We start from the raw sequence: 26,597 nt of genomic DNA on the forward strand, positions 1-26,597 counted from the left end.
CTTCTTCTAAGACAAATCTTTTTTGCCCTCCTGTTCCGCGCGAACGCGGCGCAGGAAATCAGAGAGCATCTGGCCAGCCTTGGGAGTGAAAACCTCGGCAAGGCTTTCCAGGTGCTCCATTCTGTCTACGCGAAAGCTTCGGAAATCGTTGCGTAGCTCGCACCATGCAGCCAGCGTCCACGCCCCGCCCCAATAGTACAGAGCCAGCGGATGCACTTTGCGGATGCTTTGTGCGCCATCCTCCCGTGAATAAGCAAACAGCACAATGCGGCGCTCTTGGGCGGCCGTGTGCAGGGAATCGAGCCGCGAGCGGATTTCCGGTGTGCTGCGAAAACCCGGCGCATAAAGCAGCACTTCATCGATCCGCTCACGCAGATCCGAAGGCAAAACGGCTTCGATCTTGCGTAAAGCGCGGTTGGCGGCTTCGGTCAGTTGATTTCCGCCCCACGCCTGCACCATGCGCGCACCCAGTACCAGCGCGGCAATTTCCTCTCGATCAAACATCAGCGGAGGAATATCGAAGTCGCGACGAAGAGTGTATCCAACACCAGCCTCGCCCGTAATCGGAACGCCGGAAAGCTGCAGGTCCTGCACATCGCGATAAATGGTGCGGTGTGAGACCTGCAGCTTTTCCGCCAGATGACGGGCCGTTTGCAGCCGTCCGGCTCGCAATAGTTGGACAATTCGAAAGAGCCGGTCGGCGCGACGCATACCGGACTATCTTAGAGCCTGCGGATAGCCTTAAGGCTCTAAGCTGCTGAATGGACGCCAATGCGGTTCCCCTCGCTGTCGCGAATCTGGGCTACCCAGCCCACGCCCGGCAGATGCGACTTCGGCTCCAGGATGGCGCCACCGGCATCCTCCACCCGGCTCAAAACAGCGTCGAACCGGCCGTTGCAGTTGAGATAGATGATCGTGCCGTCCCCGGCTGGGCGAAAGTCTTCTCCATAAGCGATGGCTCCCGAAATTCCCGGCCTCTGATAGGGGAAAATAGCCAGATTTGGCCATGCCGCCTCATGGATCAATGCCGTGCCCAGCACGGTTTCATAGAAGCGGATGGCGCGGGGGAAATCAGCTGCGGGAATCTCAAACCATGTAATCGTTGAGGTTACGGTTTCCTGTGCGGTCGACATGCGGTCCTCTTTTTAGGCAGAATTGGATCGTCTAGGAAAGAGAGTACGAGAGGGCTGCTGACAGCATGGTGTCAGTAGTGAAGGGGTGCCGGCTAGGATTCCAGATCGTGGTTTTTTGGCCGGTCCCGTGGTTCCGGGGCGTCTATAATATAGAGATATGCCGAAATACTCCATCGTCGTCCCCTTTCACAATGAAGAAGAGAATGTAACCGCCCTGTATGACCGCCTGAAGGCCGTCATGGAACAGGTAGGGGACAACTTTGAGCTGGTCTTTGTAGACGATGGATCCAGCGACCGAACCTATAAGCTGCTCGAAGAGATTGCCGCCGTAGACAGCCGCGTACTCGTAGTGAAATTGCGCCGCAATTTCGGCCAGACCTCAGCGCTGGCGGCAGGCTTCGACCATGCCCAGGGCGACTTTATTCTCGCGATGGATGGCGATCTGCAGCATGATCCCTCCGAGATACCGAATTTTCTCGCCAGACTGGAAGAGGGATACGACGTTGTCAGCGGATGGCGCAAGGAACGCATCGATAACTTTGTGATGCGCCGCTTTCCTTCGCGCTGCGCAAACTGGCTGATGGCCAAGCTTTCCGGTGTGGATATCCACGACTTTGGAACGACTTTCAAAGCGTATCGGCGCGAAGTGATCCACAACATCCCGCTGTATGGCGAAATGCACCGCTTCATTCCCGCCCTCGCATCCTGGTATGGAGCCAGCATCTGCGAAATTCCCATTAAGAATGTAAACCGCGAAAGAGGGAAGTCGCATTATGGCATCGGCAGAACCTTCCGTGTCTTTTTCGACTTGCTGACAATCCGTTTTCTGCTGCGCTATATGACTCGGCCACTGCATTTCTTTGGCGGTTTCGGTGCATTAAGCATCCTCGGTGGCGGAAGCATCTCGTTTTTTCTGCTATTACTGAAGCTCTTTACCCACCAGCATGTAATGGACCAGCATGGCCCGCTCTTCGTCATTGCTGGCGTGCTGATCCTGGCGGGTATCCAGATGCTCGCCATCGGACTACTGGGCGAGCTACAGGTGCGCCACTACCATACCTCTCAACAACGCGCTCCCTATACGATCGATCGTCTTGTCCGGCTGCGCTTTCCTGAAGAACCAAGACTGCTGCGCGAAAACTAGCAATTTCATCTTCGCTCAAAAAGGCATCTCTTCATCCCGTAGGTACGTTTCTGTGCCTGCGGGATTTTTCATTTCCTGCTTGATTAAAGATGACATGTTAAAATCCGTGCGCGTGTACAGCGGAAATTTCACCGTCGACGACGAACGATTTTCTTGAGATAGGCATCTTCTTAAGAGATGTCGCGTATTCGCAGGGCGATGTTGCGCGTGAAATTCAGCAAGACCGGTAGATAAATGACGAAACCATCAGATGGAAGAAAACGGGTCGTTATCCAGGGCGTTGAACCTGAGATTGACGGGGGACGTTTTCCAATTAAGCGGATCGTAGGCGACACCGTTCAGGTAGAGGCGGACGTTTTTGGGGATGGGCACGACCACGTAGCCTGCCAGTTATTGTTTCGGCACCAGAACGAAGAAAAATTCAGCACCATCAGAATGCAGCCTCTGGGAAATGATCGCTGGGAGGGTAGCATTCGCGTCGAAAAGCCGGGCCGGTATTACTACACGCTCTGTGGTTGGGTGGATCACTTCGATACATGGCGCAGCGACCTTTTGAAGCGGCTCGACGCCGGGCAGGATGTGCGACTCGAGCTGCAAACGGGCGGGCTGCTCGTAGAGCAGGCTGCCCAGCGAGCGGAAGGCAAGGACGCTAAGCAATTAACAGAGTGGGCCCGCCTCCTTCGAACCAAAAGTGGCGATGAAGATACGAAAGTCGTTGCTCTGGATGAAGACCTGGCCCATATGATGGAGCGTTATCCGAATACAGAATTGGAAACGCGCTACGATAAAGAGCTCGCCATCACCGTAGATCGCGAACGAGCGCGTTTCTCAAGCTGGTATGAGCTGTTTCCGCGTTCCTGCTCTACAACTCCAGGTACACACGGGAGCTTTCGTGACGTAGAGGCGCGTTTACCCTATATCTCGAAAATGGGATTTGACGTTCTCTATCTCCCACCTATCCACCCCATTGGTCAGAGCTTTCGCAAAGGAAAAAATAATTCAGTGACCGCTGAGCCCGGCGATGTAGGAAGTCCATGGGCGATCGGATCGGCCGAGGGCGGCCACACAGCAATTCATCCGGAATTAGGCACACTCGACGATTTTCGCAGTCTCATTGCAAAGGCAAAAGCCTCGGGCCTGGAAATCGCCATGGACATCGCTTTCCAATGCTCACCCGATCATCCTTGGGTAACGGAGCATCCGGAGTGGTTCAAAAAGCGGGCTGACGGCTCGATCCAATATGCTGAAAATCCACCCAAGAAATACCAGGATATTTATCCCCTCGATTTTGAGAGCGAAGACTGGATTGGCTTATGGGATGCCCTGAAAGGTGTCTTTGCATATTGGGTGAAAGAAGGCGTCCACATCTTCCGCGTCGACAATCCTCATACGAAGGCCTTTCCTTTCTGGCAATGGGTCATAGGTGAGATCAAGCGGGAAAACAGGGAAGTCCTGTTTCTTGCAGAGGCCTTCACTCGGCCCCGAATCATGGAGCGGCTGGCAAAACTGGGCTTCTCGCAGTCATACACCTATTTCACCTGGCGTAATACCAAACAGGAATTGACGGAATACCTCACGCAGTTGAATAGCACTGAGGTAAAGGAGTATTTTCGCCCCAATTTTTGGCCGAATACCCCGGATATTTTGCCCGAATCGTTGCAAATTGGGGGTAGACCGGCCTTTATTACGCGTTTAGTGCTGGCTGCTACTCTGGCGACAAGTTACGGCATCTATGGGCCGGCATTCGAGCTGCTGGAAAACGTTCCCACTAGGCCGGGCGGCGAAGAATACCTCAATTCCGAAAAATATGAGCTGAAGCAGTGGAACCTTCAGGACCCTAAAAGTCTCGCGTCGCTGATTGAGCGAGTAAATCGCGCCCGTCGCGAGAACATGGCTCTACAGTTGAACAACGATCTTTATTTCCACGAGACGGATAATCCTTATCTCATCTGCTACAGCAAGCGAAACCTCGAACAAACCAATACGATTCTCACCATAGTGAATCTCGATCCGTATCATGTGCAGGCGGGATGGGTAAACTTGAACCTTGAAAAACTAGGGCTTGATCTTCGCGAGTCATTTCAGGTGCATGATCAACTGGTAGACGAACGCTATCTCTGGCATGGTTCGCGCAATTACGTTGAATTGTCGCCTGCGAAGATTCCGGCGCATATCCTGCGCGTATTGCGTCGGGTGCGGTCAGAAAAAGATTTCGATTATTACCTGTAACGGACGGGGATAAATGAGCACGTATTTGAATGCACTTAGAAGTGCGAAAAGCGCCGGTAGCGCAACTGATCCCCACTGGTACAAAGATGCGATCATTTACGAGTTGCACGTACGCGCCTTTGCCGACAGCAATAACGACGGCATCGGCGACTTTCCCGGATTGATTCAAAAGCTCGACTATCTGCAGGACCTCGGAGTGACCTGCCTCTGGCTTCTGCCGTTCTTCCCCTCGCCGCTGCGAGACGATGGCTACGACATCGCCGATTACATGACTGTGCATCCGAACTATGGAACGCTTGATGACTTCAAAGCGTTCCTGGCTGCAGCCCATCAGCGCGGGTTGCAGGTGATGATCGAGCTGGTCATCAACCACTCATCCGATCAGCACCCCTGGTTTCAGCGTGCGCGTCATGCGCTGCCGGGCACGCCTGAGCGCGATTTCTATGTCTGGAGCGATAACGACCAGAAATATAAAGATGCCCGCATTATCTTTACGGATACCGAAAAGTCGAACTGGACATGGGACCCTGTGGCGCAGGCCTATTTCTGGCATCGCTTTTTCTCACATCAACCGGATCTGAATTATGACAATCCGCTGGTGATGGAAGAAGTTCTCAAAGTCTTACGCTTTTGGTTGGATATGGGCGTGGACGCGCTGCGCCTCGACGCCATTCCTTACATCGTCGAGCGCGAAGGCACGAATTGCGAAAACCTTCCGGAAACGCATGTAGTCATCAAAAAGATTCGCGCAGCGATGGATGAGGGATATAAAAACCGTGTCATCCTCGCAGAAGCAAACCAGTGGCCCACAGATGTGCGTCCCTACTTTGGCGACGGCGACGAATGTCACATGGCGTTCCACTTTCCCTTGATGCCGCGCATCTACATGGCTCTTCGCCAGGAAGACCGTCTGCCGATCACCGAAATCATGGCGCAGACTCCGGAGATACCGGAAAGCTGTCAATGGGGATTGTTTCTCCGCAACCACGACGAGTTGACCCTCGAAATGGTGACCGACGATGAGCGCGACTACATGTACCTGGCATACAGCGCCGATCCACGTATGCGAATCAACATCGGCATACGGCGCCGCCTGGCAGCGCTCGTCGATAACAATCGCCGCCGAATCGAGCTTCTGAATAGCATCCTCTTTTCCTTTCCCGGAACGCCGATCCTTTATTACGGTGACGAGATTGGGATGGGCGACAACATCTATCTTGGCGACCGGAATGGCGTGCGTACCCCCATGCAGTGGACCGCAGACCGCAACGCGGGATTCTCACGCGCGAATCCGGCGCAGCTCTATAGCCCGGTCATCATGGACCCGGTCTGGGGCTACCAGGCAATTAACGTAGAAGCGCAGCAGAGCGATGCCTCTTCATTGCTGAACTGGATGCGCAACATGATTGCGCTGCGCAAGCTCTTTCATGTTTTCGGAAGGGGAACACTCAAGTTCCTTCCATCTGCAAACAGAAAAGTTCTGGCTTATGTCCGCCAATACGGAAATGAGCAGGTCCTTTGCGCGGCCAATCTTTCCCGCTTCGCACAACCAGTGCAACTTGAACTCGCCGAATTTGAAGGGACGGTTCCAGTAGAGATGCTGGGCTACGTCGAGTTTCCTCCCGTGACGAAGCAGCCATATCCGTTAACGCTGGGTCCCTACGGATTTCTCTGGTTAGAGCTTCAACCTGCAGCAGATACGCCGAATGAATCGGCGGAGACCAACGATATCGTTATGTTGGAAGCCGGTCAAAGAGGCGATTGGGAGATATTGCTAGGCGGAGCAAACGCCGACAAGCTGAAGAACGATATTCTGCCCGAATTTGTGAGAAAGCAGAGATGGTTTGGCGGGAAGTCGAGACATATTCGGTCAGCATCAGTTCTGGACTTTGCTCCTTTTCACGACGGAAATTCAGCCCTCATCATCGCAAAGTTGGAATATGAAGCAGGGGAAGACGAGACATATTTCCTGCCTCTTACAACTCTCTATGGCGACGCAGCTTCGCTTCTGAAGGAAGCGAGCCCTAACGCAGTTGTTACTCCCATCCGCGACGCAAAGGGCGAAGGAATATTGTGCGACGCTCTCACGCAGGAGAGCGTATGTCTGGAACTGCTGACGGTTATCACCGGAAAGAAAAAAATTGCCGGCGCGCAGGGAATTATCGAAGGCTTTCCAAGCAGCACGCTACCGTCTTTAACGGAAAATAAGGGCATGCCTCATAATGCGCGTCGCAGTTCGGCCGAGCAGAGCAATACCTCGATCCTCTATGAGGATCGACTCATTATGAAGTGCTTCCGCAAGCAGGAGTTCGGCCCAAATCCCGATACTGAGATCGCCCGTTTTCTCACCGAGCACACGGACTTCCATCATATTGCACCCTTCGGCGGCTCCATCGAATACCAGCGGGAAGACGGCACATCAGCGACGCTGGCGATGCTCCAGGGTCTTGTTGCGAATGAGGGCGATGGCTGGGCGTGGACGCTTGAGGAATTGGAGCGTTATTTTGAGGCCTCCGCGTTGGCTACTCTGCCTTCTGAGAACGAAGGAAAGTCCGCATCCGAATTGATAAAAGAGCACGCAGGCATCTATCTGGATGCTGCTGCTACGCTGGGACGCAGAACCGCCGAGATGCATCTGGCGCTGGCATCATCGCAGATTGAAGATTTTCGCCCGGAAATTCTGGAACCCGATGAACTGGTATCGCTGGGCCATGATCTTGCCGATCATGCGCTCCGCACGATGAGCCTGCTGAAAACGAATCTCTCTCGCCTGCCGGATGACGCTGTTGAGCTAGGCGGATTGGTCATCAGCAGAAGACGCGAGATTTCTGCACGTTTCCAGAATGTGAATACCGTTCGTTCCAGGCTGCAGCGTACGCGCGTGCATGGCGACTACCATCTCGGCCAGGTGTTGCGGGTCCGGGCCGACTTCGTCATTCTCGACTTTGAAGGCGAGCCCGCCCGGTCGCTCTCGGAACGCCGAAAGAAGCAGCTGCCGATTAAAGATATCGCCGGTATGCTGCGCTCCTTCCATTACGCTGCCTTCTCAGCATTGGCCCGGCATGTGGCGCGGCGTCCGGAAGACCACCAGAAAATGGAACCATGGGCTAATCTATGGACACGTGCAGTGTCAGCAGAATTTCTGCGAGCTTATCGCGAGACTGCAGCCGGATCGGCTGTTATACCGCGCGATGACCACGACTTCCGGCTCATTCTCGATGCCTACGTGCTTGACAAGGCCTTGTACGAGCTTGGTTATGAATTGAACAATCGGCCTGAGTGGGTGCGCATCCCCTTGACCGGAATATTATCCCTGCTGCAATAGCAGATAGAAGGAAGAGCAGATGCCGAAAAGCGATCTTGAGGAAGAGACGCTTAGCGAAACACAGCACACGGGCCCTGTTGACCTGCTGATCGGAATTGCCGGCGCTGTGAACGCGGGTGAGCTGCAACAGCAGGTGCAGCAGCTACAGGGGTATCAAGGCTCGCACGTAGTAGTCGCGTATCCCGGAGCCTCTGAGGTAGAAGCAGCGCTCCCGGCGGAATCGGCATTTCGTCTCATGCCATATTCGTTACCTGCAGCTGATCGGTCGCTGTTGCCATGGGCGATAGCCTCGACGGCGCAAAGGACGATTTGTGCCATGGCTGTAGAAATGGGCGCAAAGGTTTGTCTTTCGCTTCACAGCGATCTGGCGACCCTCGACACTCGACATCTCGAACTTTTTCTCCAGGCGATTGCTGAGAAGGGATGCGACCTTGTATTGCCCGTCTATCCTTCCAGAAAATTCGAAGGATTGCTGAATCACAGCATCCTCGCTCCCTTGACACGCGCATTGTATGGTCAGCGGGTACGGTTTCCCTTGACACCTGACTTCGGCTGCTCGGCCCAGATGGCTGCAAGGTTGAGCGATAGCAGTCCCCATCACGCGGCTGGCGATGGAGCGCTTTTGTGGCCTTCTATACAGGCGGCTCTCAGCAACTATCAGGTTTGCCAGTTGAGGCTGGATATCCAACACGCGACTCAGACAGAAGGTCTGGAACTGAGCACCATCTTATCCAGCCTTGTGGGATCGGCGTTCTCTGAAATGGAAACATCCGCCGCCTACTGGCAGCGCATACGTGCCTCACATCCAACGGCAACTTTTGGCGACATGGGACAGCAATGGAACGATGGCGAACCGGTGGACACAAAACCTCTGATCGACTCCTTTCTGCTCGGTTCTCGGAACCTGCAGGAAGTGTGGAGTCTTGTTCTGCCGCCGGTCACCTTGCTCGAGTTGAAGAAGATGTCGCGCGTCGATCCCGCATCGTTTCGCATGCCCGACGAGGTGTGGGTTCGCATCGTATACGACTTTGCTCTCGCCTATCGGTTGCGCACAATGAACCGCGGTCATTTGATGGGCGCACTAGCGCCGCTCTATCTGGGTTGGGTAGCGTCGTATGCGGGAGAAGTAGCAGGCTTATCGCCGATGGGCGCGGAGCAGCGTCTTGAGCAGCTGGCAAAAGCCTACGAAGAAAACAAGCCTTATCTGGTATCACGCTGGAGATGGCCGGACCGGTTCAATCCGTAGTGAAGGAGAAGAGTCATGTGGCAGCAGATTGAAGAATCATTACGGGATTCCATGGGGCGCGTCTTCACCAAGATAGCGACGCTGCTGCCGGGTATTCTCGCCTTTGTGCTCGTGCTGCTGATTTTTCTCGTCATTGCGTGGCTCGCAGCAATGCTGGCACGGATGGTGTTGAATGCAGTCAAGTTTGACGAGCGCACCAACGCCGGATCCAACACCCTGACGGAATGGGCTCCACGCCAGACGCCAACCATCCTGGTGACGCGCATCGTCTTCTGGTCCTTTGTCGTGATCGGCGTTCTTGTCGGCGTCTCGACCTTCGAAGCAGCGTCGGCGGAGTCAGGCATTTCGGCTTATGTCTTCTCCTACCTTCCTCGAGTGATCGGCGCCGTCGTCTTGCTCTTCTTAGGTACAGTCATCGGACGCTTCCTCTCCCGGAGTGTTCTCATCAGCGCCGTGAATCTGAACCTGCAGTACGCACGCCTGCTGGCAACCGGCGTTCGATGGCTGGTGTTCGTTCTTACGGCGGCTATGGTGCTCGATCACCTCGCCATCGGCGGTGAGATTGTTGATCTAGCTTTCGGCATCCTCTTCGGCGGCATTGTGCTTGCCCTCGCCCTTGCTGTTGGCCTGGGCTCACGTGATCTTGTCAGTCGTTCCTTGGAGAAGGAAGCGAATCGTCCCATAGAAATACCGGTGGAAGAAAAGCTGCATCATTTCTAAGCGCCCAGGGCGCGCAGCAACAAAGCCGCCAGCACTGCACCGCAGCATGGCCCGAGAATAGGAACAAGGGCATAGCTCCAGTCGCTGTTTGTCTTGCCGGCAATCGGCAGAACAGCATGCGCAATGCGCGGTCCGAAATCACGCGCGGGATTGATGGCGTACCCTGTGGTACCTCCAAGCGATAGTCCGATTGACCAGATAAGGCAGCCAACGAGAAACGGTGATAATCCCGCCGCGGGCCCGGTTGATAGCACGAGCTTCGAGCTGATTGCGCCGACCACGAGAATCAAGACTGCTGTGCCGAGCACTTCACAGAAGAAATTTGATGCGAGGTTTCGAATCGCAGGAGCTGTGCAGAATGCAGCCCGCTTTGCTTCCGCGTCTTCCGTGATCTTCCAATGAGGAAAATAATAGAGCCATACCAGCGTCGCTCCGGCAAATGCTCCTAAAAGTTGAGCAGGAATATAAATAGCAAGTTTGCTGAAATCGCCGGATTCGACAGCCATTGCCAGTGTAATCGCTGGGTTGAGATGGGCATCAGCGCTGCCGCAAAGTATAGATGTATAAACGCCGCAAAGTACGGCGAAGGCCCAGCCGGTAGCAATGACCATCCAACCGCTGTTTTCTGCCTTCGAACGCTTCAAAAGTACGCCAGCAACCACTCCATTACCCAGCAGAATGAGCACCAGTGTGCCCATGAATTCTCCAAAGAAAGGCGACCTCATCCGATTTTATTCACCTGTGATTTCCTGATTGCAAGCAATGTAGCATCTCGAATAGTGCCCGGTCATTGCAAACTGTATTGGCTCGCGAGCGTCCTGAATTCAGCAACCTGCGCTGTTACCCAGTCTTCCCCATAATGCAACTCTTCCGCCATTAGTTGCGCTACTGCGGGTGCCATCGCCACCGCAGCCTGGGCATCCAGAAAGAGAGCGCGTGTCCGCCGCGCCAGGACATCTTCTACAGTGCGAGCCATCTCCTGCCGTACCGCCCACACAACTTCAGCTCCAATCATCGGGAGCCGCGAATCCAGCGGAGCCGCCAGGCGTGTTTCGCTGCTGGCTATATCACGAATCGCATCTGCATCCGAGCCGTAGACCCAGAGACTGTCGAGATCGTCAACATTCTCGCGATAGCCGTGGATCTTCAGCGTTTTCGTAACGCAGGGTTCTTCTCGCAACCGACCCAGCGTGATGGCGTGATCCACGCAATCCTCCGCCATGTGCCGATACGTCGTCCACTTTCCTCCCGTAATGGAAAGCAAGCCGGAATTATCTACATGAATCGTGTGATCGCGCGAGAGTGAAGAAGTCTTGGCTGCCGCACCGCCTGCTTTCACCAGCGGTCGGATGCCCACAAAGACACTGAGAACATCGCTGCGCTTCGGTGGCCTGCTCAAATAAAGAGCAGCGGTATCGAGAATAAATTCAATCTCCTGCTCGAATGGGCGCGGCTCGTAAGAAGGCCGTTCGATCGGCGTATCAGTTGTCCCAACCAAAGTATGCCCGTGCCAGGGAATGGCGAACATCACACGTCCGTCGCTGGTGTGCGGCACCATAATCGCAGCATCGCTCTTCAGAAACGAGCGCTCGAAGACAAGATGGATGCCCTGGCTGGGCTCGACCATTTCCGTAACATCGGGATCAGCCATCTGGCGAATCCGGTCAGTGAACATACCCGTCGCATTGATCACAACCTGCGCAGAAATCTTATATTCCGTGCCGCTCTCGTCGTCGCGTGCGACCACACCGTTTACGTAGCCTTCGTCGTCTTTGAGTATCGCTGTGACCGGCATATAGTTCACCAGCACAGCGCCGTGATCGGCGGCGGTAGCTGCCAGATGAATCAGCAATCTCGCATCATCAAACTGTCCATCGTAATAGACGACCCCTCCGCGCAATCCTTCCGTCTGCAGCGTGGGCAGACGTTCAAGTGTTTCGTCATAAGAAAGAATGCGCGATTTCCCAAACCCATATTTGCCCGCGAGCATGTCATAAAGCTTGAGCCCGATCCCGTAGAAAGGCGCTTCCCACCAGGAATAATTAGGGACGACAAACGCCAGATCGCTGACCAGGTGTGGAGCATTCTGCCGCAACAGTCCGCGCTCTTTCAGTGCTTCCATGACAAGCGATACATTGCCTTGCTCCAGATAACGCACGCCTCCGTGAACAAGCTTGGTGCTCCGACTCGACGTCCCTTTGCCAAAATCCTTCGCCTCCAGCAGCAGCACGTCGAAGCCGCGTGTCGCTGCGTCGACGGCAACGCCCATGCCGGTAGCTCCGCCACCGACGACGACCATATCCCAGGGCGTATCCCGGCGCGCAATCTGTGCAATCATTTGCTCGCGGTTCATGCTTGTTCGTCCTGTGTCCAGTGCTTGGAGCGCTCCACCGCATACTGCCAGCGTTGGCGCATTGCCTTCATCTCTTTGCTGTCAGTTTTAGGTTCAAAGCGCGTATCGTTTCTGCGCTTCGACCAGATTTCTTCCGGACTGCTCCAGAAGCCGACAGCCAGCCCTGCGAGGTACGCAGCTCCGAGCGCGGTCGTCTCGATCACTGGTGGTCGCAAAACCGGAATACCCAGCAGATCGGCCTGAAACTGCATCAGCATGTCGTTCGCTGCGGCGCCGCCATCTACCCGCAGCTCGGCAAATTTATTGTCCGATTCAGAATTCATCGCATCGATAACGTCTGCAACTTGGAAGGCAATGCTCTCAAGAGCCGCGCGTGCAATGTGTCCTGGCTGCGTGCTGCGTCGCAAACCGATAAGCAGGCCACCGGCATGCGCATCCCAATGCGGCGCTCCCAGTCCGACAAACGCCGGAACCAGCACAAGTCCATCCGAGCCTTTAACCGATTGCGCGAGCGCCTCCACGTCGGAAGAGGCTCGAATCAGCTTCAGATTATCCCGCAGCCATTGCACGACTGCGCCACCGATGAAGATGCTTCCTTCAAAGGCATATTCCAGCTTCTTGTTAAGGCTGCAGACGAGCGTTGTGATGAGCCGGTGCTTCGATGAAACAAAATTGTCACCGATATTCTGTAGAAGAAAACATCCCGTCCCATAGGTATTTTTCGCATCGCCGGCATTCAGGCATAGCTGCCCGAAGAGCGCCGACTGCTGATCGCCCGCGATACCGGCAATCGGAATAGAGCTGAGACCGAGCGTCGTTGTCACTTCGCCGACTTGGCCACTCGACCACACAACCTCTGGCATCATCTGTCTCGGAATCTTGAAAAGCCGCAACAGCTCATCATCCCACTCACCCTTGATGATGTTGAACAGCATCGTGCGCGACGCATTCGTGTAATCGGTGACGTGCTTATGTCCACTCGTCAGATTCCAAATAAGCCAGCTATCCACGGTGCCGAAAGCCAGCTTGCCCGCTTCCGCTTTTTCTCTCGCGTCCGACACATTATCCAGAATCCATGCAATTTTGCTGGCAGAAAAATAAGGATCGATCAGCAGGCCGGTCGTGCTGCGCACGTTGTCTTCTGCCCCATCCTCAACCAACTTGTGGCATAAATGCGCAGTTCGGCGGTCCTGCCATACGATTGCGTTATAGACGGGCTTATTCGTCTCGCGATCCCAGACAATCACCGTCTCTCTCTGGTTAGTGATGCCGAGAGCCGCAATATCCCGTGGACGCGCCCCCGCGCGGATAAGCGCATCACTCGCAGAACTGAGCTGCGAGGTCAAAATGTCATACGGATCGTGCTCTACCCAGCCGGAATCAGGGTAAATCTGCTGAAATTCTTTCTGTGAACTGGCGACGATCTCACCGGCCTGATTAAAAAGTATGGCGCGCGAACTTGTGGTTCCCTGGTCTAACGAAAGAATATAAGGCATCTTTTTCTCAAAAAGTGACAGCCCCATGAGTAGACAACGATACGATGCTATGTGGCAAGCTGGCAGCCTTCAGGAGGAAACTGGAATCTATCCTGCAAGGCAGGTACAAATTATGCCCCGTAAAAAGACACGGCAGCTTTCTCCTTCTGACGCGGTCGACGAGCAATTAGCCCGCTACCGAGCCATGCGCGATTTTTCCCTGACCGCGGAACCTAGCGGCGGCGCAAAAAAAGAGAGCGAAAGCGGCTTGCCGTTTGTCATCCAGAAGCACGCCGCCACACGCCTTCACTATGACTTTCGCCTCGGCTGGCACGGTGTTCTCAAAAGCTGGGCCGTAGCGAAAGGTCCCAGCTACTACACCGGCGATAAACGCCTCGCTGTGCAGGTAGAAGATCACCCCATGGAATACGGCGGCTTCGAAGGCACCATTCCCAAAGGCCAATATGGCGGCGGCACCGTAATGTTGTGGGACGAAGGTACCTGGGAGCCGCAGGAAGATGCCGAAGAAGGCTTTCGTACTGGACGGCTGAAGTTCATATTGCATGGCCACAAGCTCAAAGGGAAGTGGACACTCGTCCGTATGGGAGGCAAAGCCGCGCATGAGGCGAAGCCGAACTGGCTGCTGATCAAGGAACACGATGAATATGAACGCGGCGCAGACGATGAGCCAATCACGGAAAGCGAGCCGGATAGTGTTGTAACCGGACGCGACATAGAAGCCATCGGTTCGCAGGAAGATCATGTCTGGCAGTCGAAAGCATCTGCAAGAACGCAAAACCGCTCGCGCCTCACCAGAACCAGAAAAGAAAAAGCGGTTGAATCTCCAGATCGTTCTGCGGTGTTGCAAGGCGCGTCAAAGGAAAAGGTTCCGGACTTCATGCCTCCACAACTGGCAACACAAGTATCAACACCGCCCGCAGGTGACGATTGGCTCCACGAGTTGAAGCTGGATGGATATCGCATTCAACTTCATGTAGAGGAACAAAGCGCCGGAAAACGCAAAGCGGTAATCTACACCCGCGGCGGCCTGGATTGGACGCATCGCATGCCCGACATCGCACAGACAGCGACGCAGCTCCTTGTGAAAAGCGCACTGATCGACGGCGAAGTCGTCGTATTGGATAGCGAGGGCAAGACCAGCTTCGCTGACTTGCAAGCCGCTTTTCAGAATGAGAAGCATGCCCATCTCACCTACTTCGGTTTCGACCTGCTTCACCTCGACGGACACAATCTGCGCGGCCTGCCGCTCGATCGGCGCAAGTCGATTCTTGAAGGATTGCTGAGCGAGTTGGACGACGACAACATCCTGCGTTACAGCCAGCATATCCGCGCTCACGGAGAAGAAACATTCGCGCATGCCTGCAAGGTAGGCGCAGAGGGCATCGTCTCGAAGCTGGCCACATCGCACTATGTCTCTGGCCGCAGCAAGAGCTGGCTCAAAGAAAAGTGCGTGCATCAGCAGGAGTTTGTGATCGGCGCCTTTACCCCTCCTACCAAGGGCGGACTCGGTATCGGTTCACTGCTGCTTGGTTACTACCAGAACGGAAAGCTTATCTATGCCGGGCGTACCGGCACTGGATTTACGCAGGCGACGCAACGAAGCCTGCGCAAGCGTCTGGATGCGATGCGCCAGGAACGCGCCCCGTTTGAAAAACTGGAAACAGCAGAGAAGAAAGATGCGATATGGGTAAAACCTGAACTCGTAGCGGAAGTACAGTTCGCCACATGGACAGGCGATCATCGCGTGAGGCAGGCGTCATTCCAGGGCCTTCGTGAGGACAAGGCAGCAAAAGAGATCAAGCGCGAGGAGCCTACATCTCTGCCGAAGCCCGTCCGTGGACCTGCACCTAAAGTGTCGAAGGAAGAGAAAGAGCCGAAAGCAGCGAAAGAGAAACCAGCACCGAAGGCCGCGGTTTCATTAGATGGCTTACGGTTGACGCACCCCGAAAAGATACTCGATGGAGAGAGCAAGCTGACGAAGCAACAGCTCGCTGAGTATTACTTCGAGATTGCCGATCACTTGTTGCCATACATTGCGAAACGCCCATTAAGTATTGTCCGTTGCCCTGAGGGAAGCGGCAAACCCTGCTTCTTTCAAAAGCACATCGGCATGGGTGTTCCAAAAGGAATCGACAGCGTCTCCGTTCCGAATAAGAAGGAAGCTGGCTCGGAGGAATACATCACCGTATCGAGCCGCGAGGGCCTCGTAGCTCTCGCGCAGATGGGCGTAATGGAGATTCACCCCTGGGGGTCGAAGAACGACTCTCTGGAAAAGCCCGATCAAATCATCTTCGATCTCGATCCCGATGCCGAAATCGACTGGAAGACGCTCACCGCCAGTGCGCTTGAGGTGCGAGATGTGCTCAAGGAACTGGGCCTCAAATCTTTCGTCAAATCGACCGGTGGCAAAGGTCTGCACGTCGTAGCTCCCATCCAGCCGAAACATGAATGGCCAGACGTAAAAGATTTTACCCACAATGTTGCCCTGATGCTTGAAGCTGCACATCCCGACCGCTACCTGACGAAAATGACAAAGTCAGCGCGAAAGGGCCGCATCTTTCTCGACTATCTGCGCAATGATCGCGGCTCGACCGCCGTCGCCCCCTATTCGCCGCGAGCGCGAAAAGGTGTGCGCGTGGCAATCCCTATGACCTGGGAAGAACTCCGCAAAAGCAATCCAGCGGATTTCGCGGTGGTGAACTTCGATACGTGGAAGAAGCGTCTCAAGCACGATCCCTGGAAAGAAATCCTCACCACGCGGCAATCTGTTACTGAGAAAGCCATACGTGCTGCAGCCCAACTCGTAAAGCATCCTGGATAAAATGAAAAGCCCGGCCTAAGCCGGGCTTTCTACAGTCCTCAAAAATCAGGCAGTAGCCTTGGCGCACAATTCGTTGAAAGCGCGTGCCAGCTCCTGAGCAATCGCCTGAGCCGTGTTGTTCTCAATGATGAAGCGCTGCATGAGATAGACAAGCTTTCCATCGCGCATAATGCCAATTGCGGGCGAGGTCGGCGGATTGCCTTCAAAGTAAGAACGGGCGCGTTCCGTTGCTTCGCGGTCCTGTCCAGCGAACACCGTAATCGATTGATCGGGCACAACTCCATTCTGCAATGCGAGTCGAACTCCGGGGCGCATCTTTCCAGCAGCGCATCCGCAGATCGAGTTAACAACAACCATCGTAGTTCCAGGCTTTGCCAGGGCAGCGTCAACTTCTTCCGCAGTCCGCGCTTCCTTGATTCCTGCGCGCACCAGCTCTTCGCGCATCGGTATGACCATAATCTCTGGGTACATTCGCTTTGGTTCCTCCAGCCTGGCCAAAGCCCGGCATCTCTATTCTACGAACTATCAGAGCCCCTGCGCTAGTCCCTCGTATCCAGGCTGATATCTTGAAGCTGATGCAATTTCTGGAACAAATCCCATTAGCTTCCTATACAACATTTGGCATTGGCGGTCCTGCGCGTTGGTTTGCCGAAGCCCAGACTGAAGACGATCTTATTGAGGCAATCGGCTTCGCGCGAGAACGGGACATCCCTCTCTTCATCCTCGGTGGCGGAAGCAATCTGCTGGTGAGCGATACGGGCTTTCCCGGCCTTGTAATTAGGATCGCGCTGAAGGGAATTGACCAGAATGCATCCCAGTTTTCCGTTGCTGCCGGCGAAGACTGGGACAAATTTGTAAGTTTTGCTGTTGACCAGAATTACGGCGGAATTGAGTGCCTTGCCGGAATCCCGGGCAGCGTGGGCGGGACACCGGTACAGAATGTAGGTGCCTACGGTCAGGAAGTGGCGCAAACTGTTCACTCCGTTCGCGTTTTAGACCTGCAAACTATGCGTTTTCTTGAGCTTAGCGCCGCTGAGTGTGGCTTCGCCTATCGGCGCAGCATCTTCAACAATTCACAGCGCGGCCGATACATAGTCACTCGCGTGACGTACGAGTTCAAAAAGGACGCAGTTGCCGTCGTTTCATACGCAGACTTAAAGCGATACTTTCAGGATAAAAGCGCAGTCCCGACGCTCTCTGAAGTCAGTTCAGCCGTTCGTCAGATTCGGCAGCAGAAGGGAATGTACATCGTTCCCGGTGATCCAGACTGTCGCAGTGCAGGCAGTTTTTTCAAAAATCCTGTCATTTCACGCACACATTTCGCGCAAATTGCGGCCAATTTCGACGGATTTCAGGTGCCAAATTATCCAGCAGAAAACGATCAGGTGAAGCTTCCGGCAGCGTGGTTACTCGATCAGGCGGGCTTTCATAAGGGCTTTGCGCTCGGTCGAGCTGGAATCTCAAGCAAACATACACTCGCTCTCATCAACCGTGGGGGAGCCTGCGCCGCAGATATAGCCGCGTTACGTGACGCAATCGTGGCTAAGGTTGTCGAAAAATTTGCGATTCAGTTGGAGCCGGAGCCAGTTTGGGTGGAGTGATGACTCCTAATTGGCGCAATAATTGTTCGCGATGCGTTGCCAGAACCTCCTGCACCGGGCCTTGCACCACTACTCGGCCATTTTCAATGACAATCACATCGGCGGCCGTCTGATAAGCCTCTACCAGGTCGTGGGAGACGTAAAGGGCAGGCACGCCATGTGCCGTCAGCCACACCGTCAATTCGCGCAAAATCGCTTCTTTCAGCGCCGCATCGAGCCCCGAAAACGGCTCATCGAGCAGCAGCAGTTCCGGATCGGGAGCAAGCGCGCGGGCAAGCGCTGCCCGCTGGTATTCTCCGCCGGATAATTTTGCGGGAAGCCGTTCCGCCAGCTCTTCAATACGAAAAAGCCGAAGCATTTCATTTATCCGCTTCTCGCGTTCCATGCGGGCGAGCGCATGCAGGCCAAAAGAAATATTCCGGCGCACCGTCAGATGAGGGAAGAGCGTCGGCTGCTGTGTGAGGAATCCGACGCGGCGTTTGCCCGCATCTACAAAGACACCCTGCCGGGTGTCCACCAAAGTGTGATTTCGGAGGCTTATTTTGCCTGTTTTCGGCTGCAAAAGGCCCGCAATTGCGCGCAAAACCGTGCTTTTTCCCGCGCCGGAAGGTCCAAAAAGGACCGTCCAGGGTGCCGTCAGCCGGAAATCGACTCGCAAATCAAACGCACCAACCCGATGCTCGATTTCGGTCGTTAGAAACGCTACATCAGGCATGGCGAACCTGCTTTCGCCATCCATACACGATGATAAGAGCCACTAGAGAGACCGCCAGCAGAAGTAAAGCGGTATGATTTGCCTCGCGATACCGGAAATCCTGTACCTGATCGAACATGGCAATGGAGAGTGTCCGGGTTGAGCCGGGGATATCCCCGCCAATCATCAGCACAACGCCAAATTCGCCGACCGTGTGCGTGAAGCAGAGCACTGCGGCGGTAAGAATCGATCGGAGTGTCAGCGGAAGCACAACTTCAGCGAGAATACGAAAATTGCCGGCACCAAGAAGACGGGCAGCATCTAGGACATCGGAAGACAGAGCGGTAAATCCGCTCGTGATTGGCTGCACCGCAAAAGGCAGGCTGTAAATCATCGAACCGATCACGAGTCCGGCAAACGAAAAAGCCACAGGATGACCAGTCAGACGTATCAGCATGCGTCCTGGGGCGGTGCGCGGCCCCAGCAAAATTAAAAGATAAAAACCCAAAACAGTCGGCGGCAGCAGCAGCGGCAAGGTCGCAACAGCTTCAACGATGGGCCTCCATCGCGCCTTGCCGAAAGCCAGCCAATAAGAAAGTGGAATCGCGACACACAGCAGCAAAACAGTCGTAACGGACGCAAGCCTGAGTGTGAGCCAGAGTGCCCGGATATCCATCCTAGTGCGGGGGCTCGAGGCCGCGCGCGGCAAACTGCTTGCCAACAGCGGGCGAAAGCAGAAAGTCGAGCAGCTGGTGAGCTTCTGTGCGGTGACCAGAATTCTTCAGAACAACCGCACCCTGCAGGATCGGCGGATAGGAATCAGCAGGCATCTCGACATAATGCCCATTCGCGTGCAATCTTTCCGACAAAGCCGAGGTTAGCGAGATCAGACCCGCCTGCGCATTACCTGAATCGACATATTGCGCTGTCTGAGCGATATTTTCTGCGATTACAAATTTTGGCTTCAGTTGATCGTAGAGCCCGAGCTTTTTGAGCGAAGCTTCCGCCGCACGTCCGTAGGGTGCATGCTCGGGATTGGCGACAGCCAGCGTTTTCATTGCCGGATCTTTCAGCGTGTCCACTGAGAGCTGACGGAAGGGCGAATCGTTACGAGTCCACAAAACGAGCGTTCCGCGTGCATAGGCAACAGGCTGGTCGGCATCTGCGAGTCCTTCTGAGATCACTCGCTGCGGAAAAGAAAAATCGGCAGCCATAAAGAGATCGAAAGGCGCTCCGTTTTGAATCTGTGTAGCCAGCGTGGCAGAAGATTGATAGGAGGCGTCGATGTGAATGTGTGTCTGATTCTCAAACTGCGCGAGGATCGGTGGCAGTACTGGCTGCAGATCAGCCGCCGCAGCCAGCCGTAAATTCTGTGCTGCGGCCAATGGTACAAGGAGCAGAAAAAGTAAAAATTTATACACGGAGCACCATGACCTCGGTCGATTTAATCAACGCTGCGACAGTCTCGCCGACCTGCAACTGCATCTCGCGGACTGCCTCCGACGTGATGATGGAGTTGATGATCTGTCCGCCAATCGAGAGTTTCACCTGCGCCAGCAGGCCATCGACTTTGATTTCTACAATGCGGCCCACCAGTTGATTGCGGCCGCTCAACGTTCGCATCATTTGGCGCTTCGGTGTTTCCGGCCCCTTGGCTTTATGCAGTAGACTGTCGAGCTCGGCCTCGAGAATGCGGTAGTGGCCGCCCGGAGTTTTCATAGCCTTGATCTTGCCGCGATAGAGCCACTGCTTCACAGTTGGATAGGAAATGCCGAGCCGCAGCGCCGCTTCCCGTGGCGTAAGCATCAATGCCATGCAGCGATTTTATACGTAATTCGCTCGAGCGACGCATGGATTCAACCGAATTTGCAGTCCTATTATGGGTGGGTATCGCTCTGGCCTGCGCTGCGTTGTTTCAGCTCTTTCAGAGCAGTCAGAGCGCGGTCTGCGTCCTGCTGACGATGCAGTCGTTGATACAGCCTGGCGAGTTGGAAATAGGCTCCCTGCTTTATAAAGTCGGAGGGTTCGCTGGCCACGCTTTTTTCCAGCCAGGTCACCGCCTCTTCGTCGCGGTTCGCTTTCGATAATCCGAGACCTAAATAGTAGTAGCCTGCGGCAGGATGCTGCAGCAAAGGAACCGCTTTTTCCAGCAGTGGAATGCCGGCCTCTGCATTTTCATGCTCCACGTCGATTTTTCCCAGGTTGTAGAGCGCAACCGCATTGTTCGGGCTTAGTTTCAGCTCCTGCTCAAATGCCTGGGTGGCTAAATCGAAGTGGCTCAGCTTTTGATATTCAATGCCCAATGCCTCATACAGGTCTGGATTGTGCGGCTGTTTGGCAATGGCCGCCAGGTATTCCTTGACGGCATTGGCTGAATCTCCCATATCTGCAAAATCTTGAGCGAGAGCGCGATGCACATGCCAGGAATCGGGATCGATTTTGCGCATGCGGCCGTAGCTCTGATTGGCTACCAGGCTGTGTGCCCGTCCGCGATAGTCGAGCACATCGATGTCATTGGGGGAAAGCCTTGCCGCTTCGTCCAGAGGCAGTGTCGCCTCTTCAGGCTTGTCTGCCGCCAATTCTACGATGCCGAGCCAGGTCAGAGCCTCCACGTTTTGAGGGTTCAAGGCGATCTCCTGTTTGAGCGCTGCAATCGCATCGTCCAGATGATTGCTTTGATATTCGGCGATACCGAGAAATAAATGCGCTCCTTGCGTGGACGAATCGAGGGCGACCGCGTGCCGGAGAGCCTTGGCCGCCTCAACAGGCTGGCCTTCGCGCAAAAGGGCGAGCCCTAAATCCAGATACGCTTCAGCCATCTGAGGCGCCACGGCAATCGCTTGTCTGAAATATTTTTCCGCCTCGGTTAATTTGCCTTCATGCATGGCTGCGGCGCCTGATTGCAAATACTGGGTGGCCTGCGCCTCTTGCGCGAAGACGGCTGGAGAGAAACTCAGGATTGTCAGGGTAAAGGCGAGCGGGAGGCATGCTTTGAAATTCATGGGCTGGCTACAGCCATATTATGTTAGACATCGATGACTCTGCTTCGACCATCTGCCGGTTTCAGGCTGACCGTATTGAGCGCATGCTTATTTCTGGCTGGACCGGCGGCGCGTACTCAGGCGCCGGCACCCCTGGCGCAGAGTGCCCAGATGGACGCATTCGAAGAAACCCTGAAACAGCATCCCGGAGATTCGGCGGCGCGAAAAGGGGAGATTGATACCGCGATCGCAGAAGCTCTGGCTGCGCGGCGGGCAGGAAACAATGATCTGGCTCTGGCATTTCTCCTCAGGGCGAAATACTGGGTCTCGGACGATGCAGAGTTGCTGCTGGATACGGGTGTGCAGGAAGAATCCATGAAGCTCACCCACGATGCTGATGCAACATTGGCGGAAGCGCAGCGGCTTCGTCCTGGAGATCCAAAAACGCTGTACGCCATTGCGCGAGTCAAGATGGATCTAAATCAGTCCGAGGCATCGGAGCAGGCGTGGAAAGCATACCTTGCAGTGAAGCCTGATGATGCCTCCGCGCATTATGGATACGGGCTGTTGCTGCAGATGCTGCAGCGGACGGACGAGGCGCAGGCCCAATTTCAGCGGTCCGCCGAGCTCTCGCCTCGGCAGGTCGAGTCTTATTACCGCCTGGGAGAAATCGCCCGTGAAAGCGGCGACAGCGATAAGGCACGGCAGTTTTACGGCGCAGCTCTCGACAACGATCCAAGACATGCGGGAGCACTTACCGGCCTGGCCATTCTGGCGTTCCGAGCCAAGAAGTACGACGAGGCCGAAGCCGATCTGGAAAAAGCCGTAGAATACGCGCCGGACTTCCAGACTGCCCGCTACTATCATGGCCTGACTCTCGCCAAACTGGGCCGTAAAGATGAATCAGAAAAGGAGTTAGCGATTTCCGTGCAGTTAGCCGACGCGGAAAATGCCCGGAAGGCTCAGGGAAAGAGACTGGCTGCGCAACCGACTCGACCCCAGAATTGAACGCCAAAGGCGAACCATGGGAACGGTCCGTGGCATCGATACCATACCTGCAAAACCGCCGGAATGGCGTTATTTTTTGGCCCTAAAAAATCTGCTTGACAGCCCTCCTAAATACTCCCTATAGTTGGCGACGGTTGGAAACGATACCACGTCAACTTGGTATCGTTTCCAGATACCGAACGCAAAATAAGCCGGCAATGCTCGAATTACCCAGGCCGGACGATTGATAGTTAGGTAATTTTTCAGGAGGAGTTGTGATGCGACGATTGAGAGACGCCACTCGGCGTGTATCTAAAAACTGTGCCATCTTTGCAGTATTCATTGCGCTATTTCCACTGTTATCCGTACAAAATCTTCATGCCCAGGCCAATGCGGGCATCGTGGGAACTGTAGCGGATGCAAGCGGCGCGGTTGTACCTGATGCCAAGGTGACCATTACCAACCAGGGGACCGGCGTTGAGAACCACGCGACTACGAGTTCTGCCGGAACCTATGCCGTTACAGGTTTAACCCCGGGCGTTTACTCCATTACGGTCGAAGCATCCGGATTCAAGAAGGATGTCCAGAACTCGGTCAACGTGGATGTGGCCAACACCTCTACCCGGAACGTCACTCTTTCCACTGGCTCCACGGCTGAGACAGTCGAAGTCACAGCCAGCGCGATTGCATTGAACACAACTTCTCCGCAGCTTGGCAGCACCATTGAGCCTACGGTCGTCAAAGCGTTGCCGGCCGAAGTTTCGGGCCGTGGACGCCAGATCGATTCGCTGCAGTTCATGGTTCCCGGCACAACAGGCAGCGCGTTTTCACACCGCATCAGTGGCGGCGTGGACTTCGAGCAGGAAATTGTCTACAACGGTGTTCCCGCTCCTCAACCGGAGACAGAAGGCTACACCACCAACTTCAATCCGCCATATGAGATGGTCCAGGAATTCCGCGTTGAGCGCACCACGTTCGCCGCGCAGTTTGGACTTGGCCAGGGTGCTTTGAGCTACCAGATGGCATCAGGCACGAACAAGTATCATGGCGATCTTTTTGAGATCAACCGCAACAGCTTCTTCGACTCAGTCGGTTTCTTCAATGGTCCCTCATGGGGTGGCTCGAATACTCCGCCAACCGATCACGAAAACAACTATGGATTCACCGTCGGCGGCCCGATCTCGATTCCCAAACTCTACGATGGCCGCAACCGCACCTTCGGCCATTACAGCCAGGAGTGGTACAAGCAGAACAACCTGAATACGAACTCGTCCACAGTGCCGACGGCGCTGGAAAAGACCGGTGACTTCAGCGACTTCGTTGGAAGCGACGGAACCCTCATTCCGATTTACGACAACATTCCAGGAACCGCGGAATACGGCCAGCAGTTCTCGTACAACGGCAAAGCCAATGTCATTCCTCCGAGCATGCTCAGCCCAAATTCTCAGTCGCTGCTGCAGTATCTGCCTGATCCAAATCTTCCAGGTCTGGACAGCAACAGAAGCTATGCGCCTTTCGTCAATCCACACATCCAAAATGTCTGGGGCTTTACGGTTGACCAGGTGTTGACACCCAAACAGGGCATCCACTACAGCCAATGGCGTAACAGCTTCAGCAATTACAGCTTCGACAATAACCCATTTGTTATTGCGCCCAACCCGTTGAACAGCATGAAGTATGAGCCGGCAAAAGGCAGTGGCTTCCTGCTTACTTACGACAACACCATAACCCCAAACCTCGTAGCGACCGCTGGTATTGCCTGGATCGGTGAAATTAATAACCAGTTCAACCAGACCCGGTACAGCTTCCCGGCGATAGAGCAGGGAATCATCCCGCCTTATATTACTTGGGATGGTAACCACTCGCTAACCGATTGGGGAACGCAGGGTTCATGGCTGCAGTCCATCAACCGTAAGCTTGGTATCGCTATCGTTAACAACTACCTGTGGACCAAGGGACGCAACACCTTCAATATCGGTGGTGAATTCCGCCGGTCCTATCAGGACGACAACGAAGACCAGACGCAGGGCGGTCAGTTTGCCTTCAGCCAGAGGCAAACTTCAAGTCCGTCAGATTCCTCCAGCGGCGGCAGCGCGTTTGCCAGCTACATGCTGGGTTATCCCGATCAGGTCAATCGCAGCAACTCGCAGGAATTGCGGCTTCGCAACTTCGATCTCTCTCCATATGTTCAGGACGACATCAAGTTCAACCGCAGGTTGACGATCAATGTTGGCCTCCGTTGGGATATTCAGGTTCCGTTCAGCGAGGTCAACGATCGGGTAATCTTCCTCAATTCGGACAATAAAACTCCAAACCCCTTCGCCGGGAACGTCCCGGGCATTGCCCAACAGTTGGGCACTTGCAACGGATGTGCCGGATATAACCGTGCAGATATTCACTGGGGACACGTCGGGCCGCGCCTGGGATTTGCTTATCAGGTCAGCGACAAGACAGTTGTTCAGGCCGGCTTTGCGGTTGCTTTCCTGAACGGCGGTGCATATGAGTACGGTACGAACAAGGTGGCCGTAAACTATGGCAACCTGCTTGTCGGATCGTACAGCCAGCTCAAGACCGGATCTCAGCAATCCTCGTTCGGAAGCTGGGATGTCAACACCATGCCGAATCCCCAGCCCACACCCTATAGCCCAGGACTCGGTATAGGTACCCAGATCAATTCCTTAAACAAGACGAAAGACGGATTTGCTCCTTACGCTCAGCAGTGGAACGTAAACTTGCAGCATCAGGCTCCGTGGAATATCTTCGTGACTGCTGCATGGGTTGGCAATCGCGTCATTCACTTGCCCAGCAAACTGAACCCGATCAACCAGTTCGATCCCAAATATCTCGCGTTGGGTAACGACCTGCTTCTTAACTTCGCTGATGGCTCTGCACAGAGTAAGGGGTATCAGTTGCCGTATCCAACGTTCGTAAACGATTTTGGCGCATCGGCGACGGTGGCTCAGTCTTTGGCCCCCTTCCCGCAATACTCCAACGTCCAGAACACACTTGAAGGCTCCGGCACCACGTATTACGAGGGACTTCAGTTTGAGGCCGAGAAGCGCTTTACCAATGGCCTCTCGTTCCTGGCCGGATGGACACTCTCTCGCTTGTGGGATAACACCAGCAGCGGATTCACAAGCTTTACTGCTGGCGCTATCAACAAATACAACCAGAGACCCGAATGGGGTGTTTCAACTTCCGATGAACCGAATACTGTGAAGGTCAGCGGAACGTATGAACTGCCCATCGGTCCCGGCAAAGAATACTTCAACAACAAGGGAGTCACGGGTCAATTGCTGGGTGGCTGGCAGTTGAGCTGGATTCTTGATTACGAGTCGGGAACGGCAAACGGTCCCGGAGAGAACGGAACACCGTTCCCCCCGAACGGCGGCAACCGGCCAGATCGCAACAAGTCTGTCCAACTGTCGACCGCTTCTTATCAAGATGTGAAGAATCAGTTTGAAGGCAAAGGTGGCACAGCGCAGGTATGGCAGGCTAACAGCTTTACCCCAACCAGCCAGTTTGTTCTGGGTAACGCAACCAGAACATACACCGAGATGCGCAACCCGGCCTTCTACAACGAAAATGCGAATATCCGGAAGCACTTTTTCCTCGGCGAACGCTTCCAGGCGATTCTGCAATTCGATTACTTCAACCTGTTTAACCGCACGCAGCTGAATGGTCCTGATACGAATGCCAGCAACAGTACATTCGGTCAGGTCACCAATAAGAATGCGGCGAATTCGCCTGCAAACCGACAAGGGCAAATCAGCGTCCGAATCGAGTTCTAGACAAAAAGCTTGAAGTTTGCCAGCTGCAGTCTGGCTGGCAAGCTTCTCGATCGTAAAAAGATGAACCAAAAACTGC

General features: G+C 54.6%; 20 protein-coding genes. 9 read left to right on the forward strand and 11 right to left on the reverse strand.

Going from position 1 to position 26,597, the window contains the following annotated elements:
- Positions 1–6 precede the first annotated feature (6 nt).
- The gene (locus GSQ86_RS11285; RefSeq protein ID WP_158750033.1) at positions 7–711 is read right to left on the reverse strand and encodes a YafY family protein; all 705 of its coding nucleotides are present in this window, start codon (positions 709–711) and stop codon (positions 7–9) included.
- A 38-nt stretch (positions 712–749) separates the two neighbouring features.
- Positions 750–1,133, reverse strand: a complete 384-nt coding sequence (locus GSQ86_RS11290) for a VOC family protein (RefSeq protein WP_158750034.1) — start codon at positions 1,131–1,133, stop codon at positions 750–752.
- Positions 1,134–1,290: 157 nt separating this feature from the next.
- Here GSQ86_RS11290 and GSQ86_RS11295 point away from each other — a divergent pair, with 157 nt between their 5' ends.
- The 5 genes from GSQ86_RS11295 (at position 1,291) to GSQ86_RS11315 (ending at position 9,797) form a co-directional block, all read left to right on the forward strand.
- On the forward strand, positions 1,291–2,277 hold the full coding sequence (locus GSQ86_RS11295) for a glycosyltransferase family 2 protein (protein ID WP_158750035.1): 987 nt from the start codon (positions 1,291–1,293) through the stop codon (positions 2,275–2,277).
- Positions 2,278–2,511: 234 nt separating this feature from the next.
- Complete coding sequence (locus GSQ86_RS11300) at positions 2,512–4,506, forward strand: alpha-1,4-glucan--maltose-1-phosphate maltosyltransferase (protein WP_158750036.1); 1,995 nt, start codon at positions 2,512–2,514, stop codon at positions 4,504–4,506.
- Positions 4,507–4,519: 13 nt separating this feature from the next.
- Positions 4,520–7,831, forward strand: a complete 3,312-nt coding sequence (gene treS, locus GSQ86_RS11305; protein ID WP_158750037.1) for a maltose alpha-D-glucosyltransferase — start codon at positions 4,520–4,522, stop codon at positions 7,829–7,831.
- 19 nt (positions 7,832–7,850) lie between these two features.
- Positions 7,851–9,077, forward strand: coding sequence for a hypothetical protein (locus GSQ86_RS11310; RefSeq protein ID WP_158750038.1), 1,227 nt, complete (start codon positions 7,851–7,853; stop codon positions 9,075–9,077).
- A gap of 15 nt (positions 9,078–9,092) precedes the next feature.
- Entirely contained in the window at positions 9,093–9,797 is a 705-nt protein-coding gene (locus GSQ86_RS11315; RefSeq protein WP_158750039.1) for a hypothetical protein, read from the forward strand.
- Here the strand turns inward: GSQ86_RS11315 and GSQ86_RS11320 are convergent.
- The 3 genes from GSQ86_RS11320 to glpK form a co-directional block, all read right to left on the reverse strand.
- Entirely contained in the window at positions 9,794–10,522 is a 729-nt protein-coding gene (locus GSQ86_RS11320; RefSeq protein WP_158750040.1) for an MIP/aquaporin family protein, read from the reverse strand. The genes GSQ86_RS11315 and GSQ86_RS11320 overlap by 4 nt on opposite strands.
- Before the next feature lie 62 nt (positions 10,523–10,584).
- Positions 10,585–12,150: a glycerol-3-phosphate dehydrogenase/oxidase gene (locus tag GSQ86_RS11325; protein WP_158750041.1), complete on the reverse strand. Its 1,566-nt coding sequence runs from the start codon at positions 12,148–12,150 to the stop codon at positions 10,585–10,587.
- Positions 12,147–13,646, reverse strand: a complete 1,500-nt coding sequence (gene glpK / locus GSQ86_RS11330) for a glycerol kinase GlpK (protein WP_158750042.1) — start codon at positions 13,644–13,646, stop codon at positions 12,147–12,149. Before glpK ends, GSQ86_RS11325 begins: the two co-directional genes overlap by 4 nt.
- A gap of 112 nt (positions 13,647–13,758) precedes the next feature.
- On the opposite strand from glpK, the gene ligD reads away from it, so the two are divergent.
- Positions 13,759–16,467: a DNA ligase D gene (gene ligD / locus GSQ86_RS11335; RefSeq protein ID WP_158750043.1), complete on the forward strand. Its 2,709-nt coding sequence runs from the start codon at positions 13,759–13,761 to the stop codon at positions 16,465–16,467.
- A 45-nt stretch (positions 16,468–16,512) separates the two neighbouring features.
- On the opposite strand, the gene GSQ86_RS11340 is transcribed toward ligD, so the two are convergent.
- A complete protein-coding gene (locus GSQ86_RS11340; RefSeq protein ID WP_158750044.1) occupies positions 16,513–16,938 on the reverse strand; it encodes a BrxA/BrxB family bacilliredoxin in 426 nt (141 codons plus the stop codon).
- 104 nt (positions 16,939–17,042) lie between these two features.
- Between GSQ86_RS11340 and GSQ86_RS11345 the strand changes: the two genes are divergently transcribed.
- Entirely contained in the window at positions 17,043–18,068 is a 1,026-nt protein-coding gene (locus tag GSQ86_RS11345; RefSeq protein ID WP_158750045.1) for a UDP-N-acetylmuramate dehydrogenase, read from the forward strand.
- Here the strand turns inward: GSQ86_RS11345 and GSQ86_RS11350 are convergent.
- The 5 genes from GSQ86_RS11350 to GSQ86_RS11370 all read right to left on the reverse strand — a co-directional run bounded on the left by GSQ86_RS11350 (position 18,010) and on the right by GSQ86_RS11370 (position 21,764).
- Positions 18,010–18,783, reverse strand: a complete 774-nt coding sequence (locus GSQ86_RS11350) for an ATP-binding cassette domain-containing protein (protein WP_158750046.1) — start codon at positions 18,781–18,783, stop codon at positions 18,010–18,012. The two genes, GSQ86_RS11345 and GSQ86_RS11350, sit on opposite strands and share 59 nt — an antisense overlap.
- Positions 18,776–19,438: a molybdate ABC transporter permease subunit gene (gene modB, locus GSQ86_RS11355; protein WP_158750047.1), complete on the reverse strand. Its 663-nt coding sequence runs from the start codon at positions 19,436–19,438 to the stop codon at positions 18,776–18,778. Before modB ends, GSQ86_RS11350 begins: the two co-directional genes overlap by 8 nt.
- Before the next feature lies 1 nt (position 19,439).
- The gene (gene modA / locus GSQ86_RS11360) at positions 19,440–20,183 is read right to left on the reverse strand and encodes a molybdate ABC transporter substrate-binding protein (protein ID WP_254062312.1); all 744 of its coding nucleotides are present in this window, start codon (positions 20,181–20,183) and stop codon (positions 19,440–19,442) included.
- Positions 20,176–20,577: a helix-turn-helix transcriptional regulator gene (locus GSQ86_RS11365; RefSeq protein WP_254062313.1), complete on the reverse strand. Its 402-nt coding sequence runs from the start codon at positions 20,575–20,577 to the stop codon at positions 20,176–20,178. The genes modA and GSQ86_RS11365 overlap by 8 nt, the downstream gene beginning before the upstream one ends.
- Positions 20,578–20,639: 62 nt before the next feature.
- The gene (locus GSQ86_RS11370; RefSeq protein ID WP_158750048.1) at positions 20,640–21,764 is read right to left on the reverse strand and encodes a tetratricopeptide repeat protein; all 1,125 of its coding nucleotides are present in this window, start codon (positions 21,762–21,764) and stop codon (positions 20,640–20,642) included.
- 150 nt (positions 21,765–21,914) lie between these two features.
- Here GSQ86_RS11370 and GSQ86_RS11375 point away from each other — a divergent pair, with 150 nt between their 5' ends.
- The gene (locus GSQ86_RS11375) at positions 21,915–22,751 is read left to right on the forward strand and encodes a tetratricopeptide repeat protein (protein WP_158750049.1); all 837 of its coding nucleotides are present in this window, start codon (positions 21,915–21,917) and stop codon (positions 22,749–22,751) included.
- Between the two features lie 257 nt (positions 22,752–23,008).
- Entirely contained in the window at positions 23,009–26,521 is a 3,513-nt protein-coding gene (locus tag GSQ86_RS11380) for a TonB-dependent receptor (RefSeq protein ID WP_158750050.1), read from the forward strand.
- Positions 26,522–26,597 lie beyond the last annotated feature (76 nt).

The organism is Acidobacterium sp. S8 (genome assembly GCF_009765985.1).
GTDB lineage: Bacteria > Acidobacteriota > Terriglobia > Terriglobales > Acidobacteriaceae > Alloacidobacterium.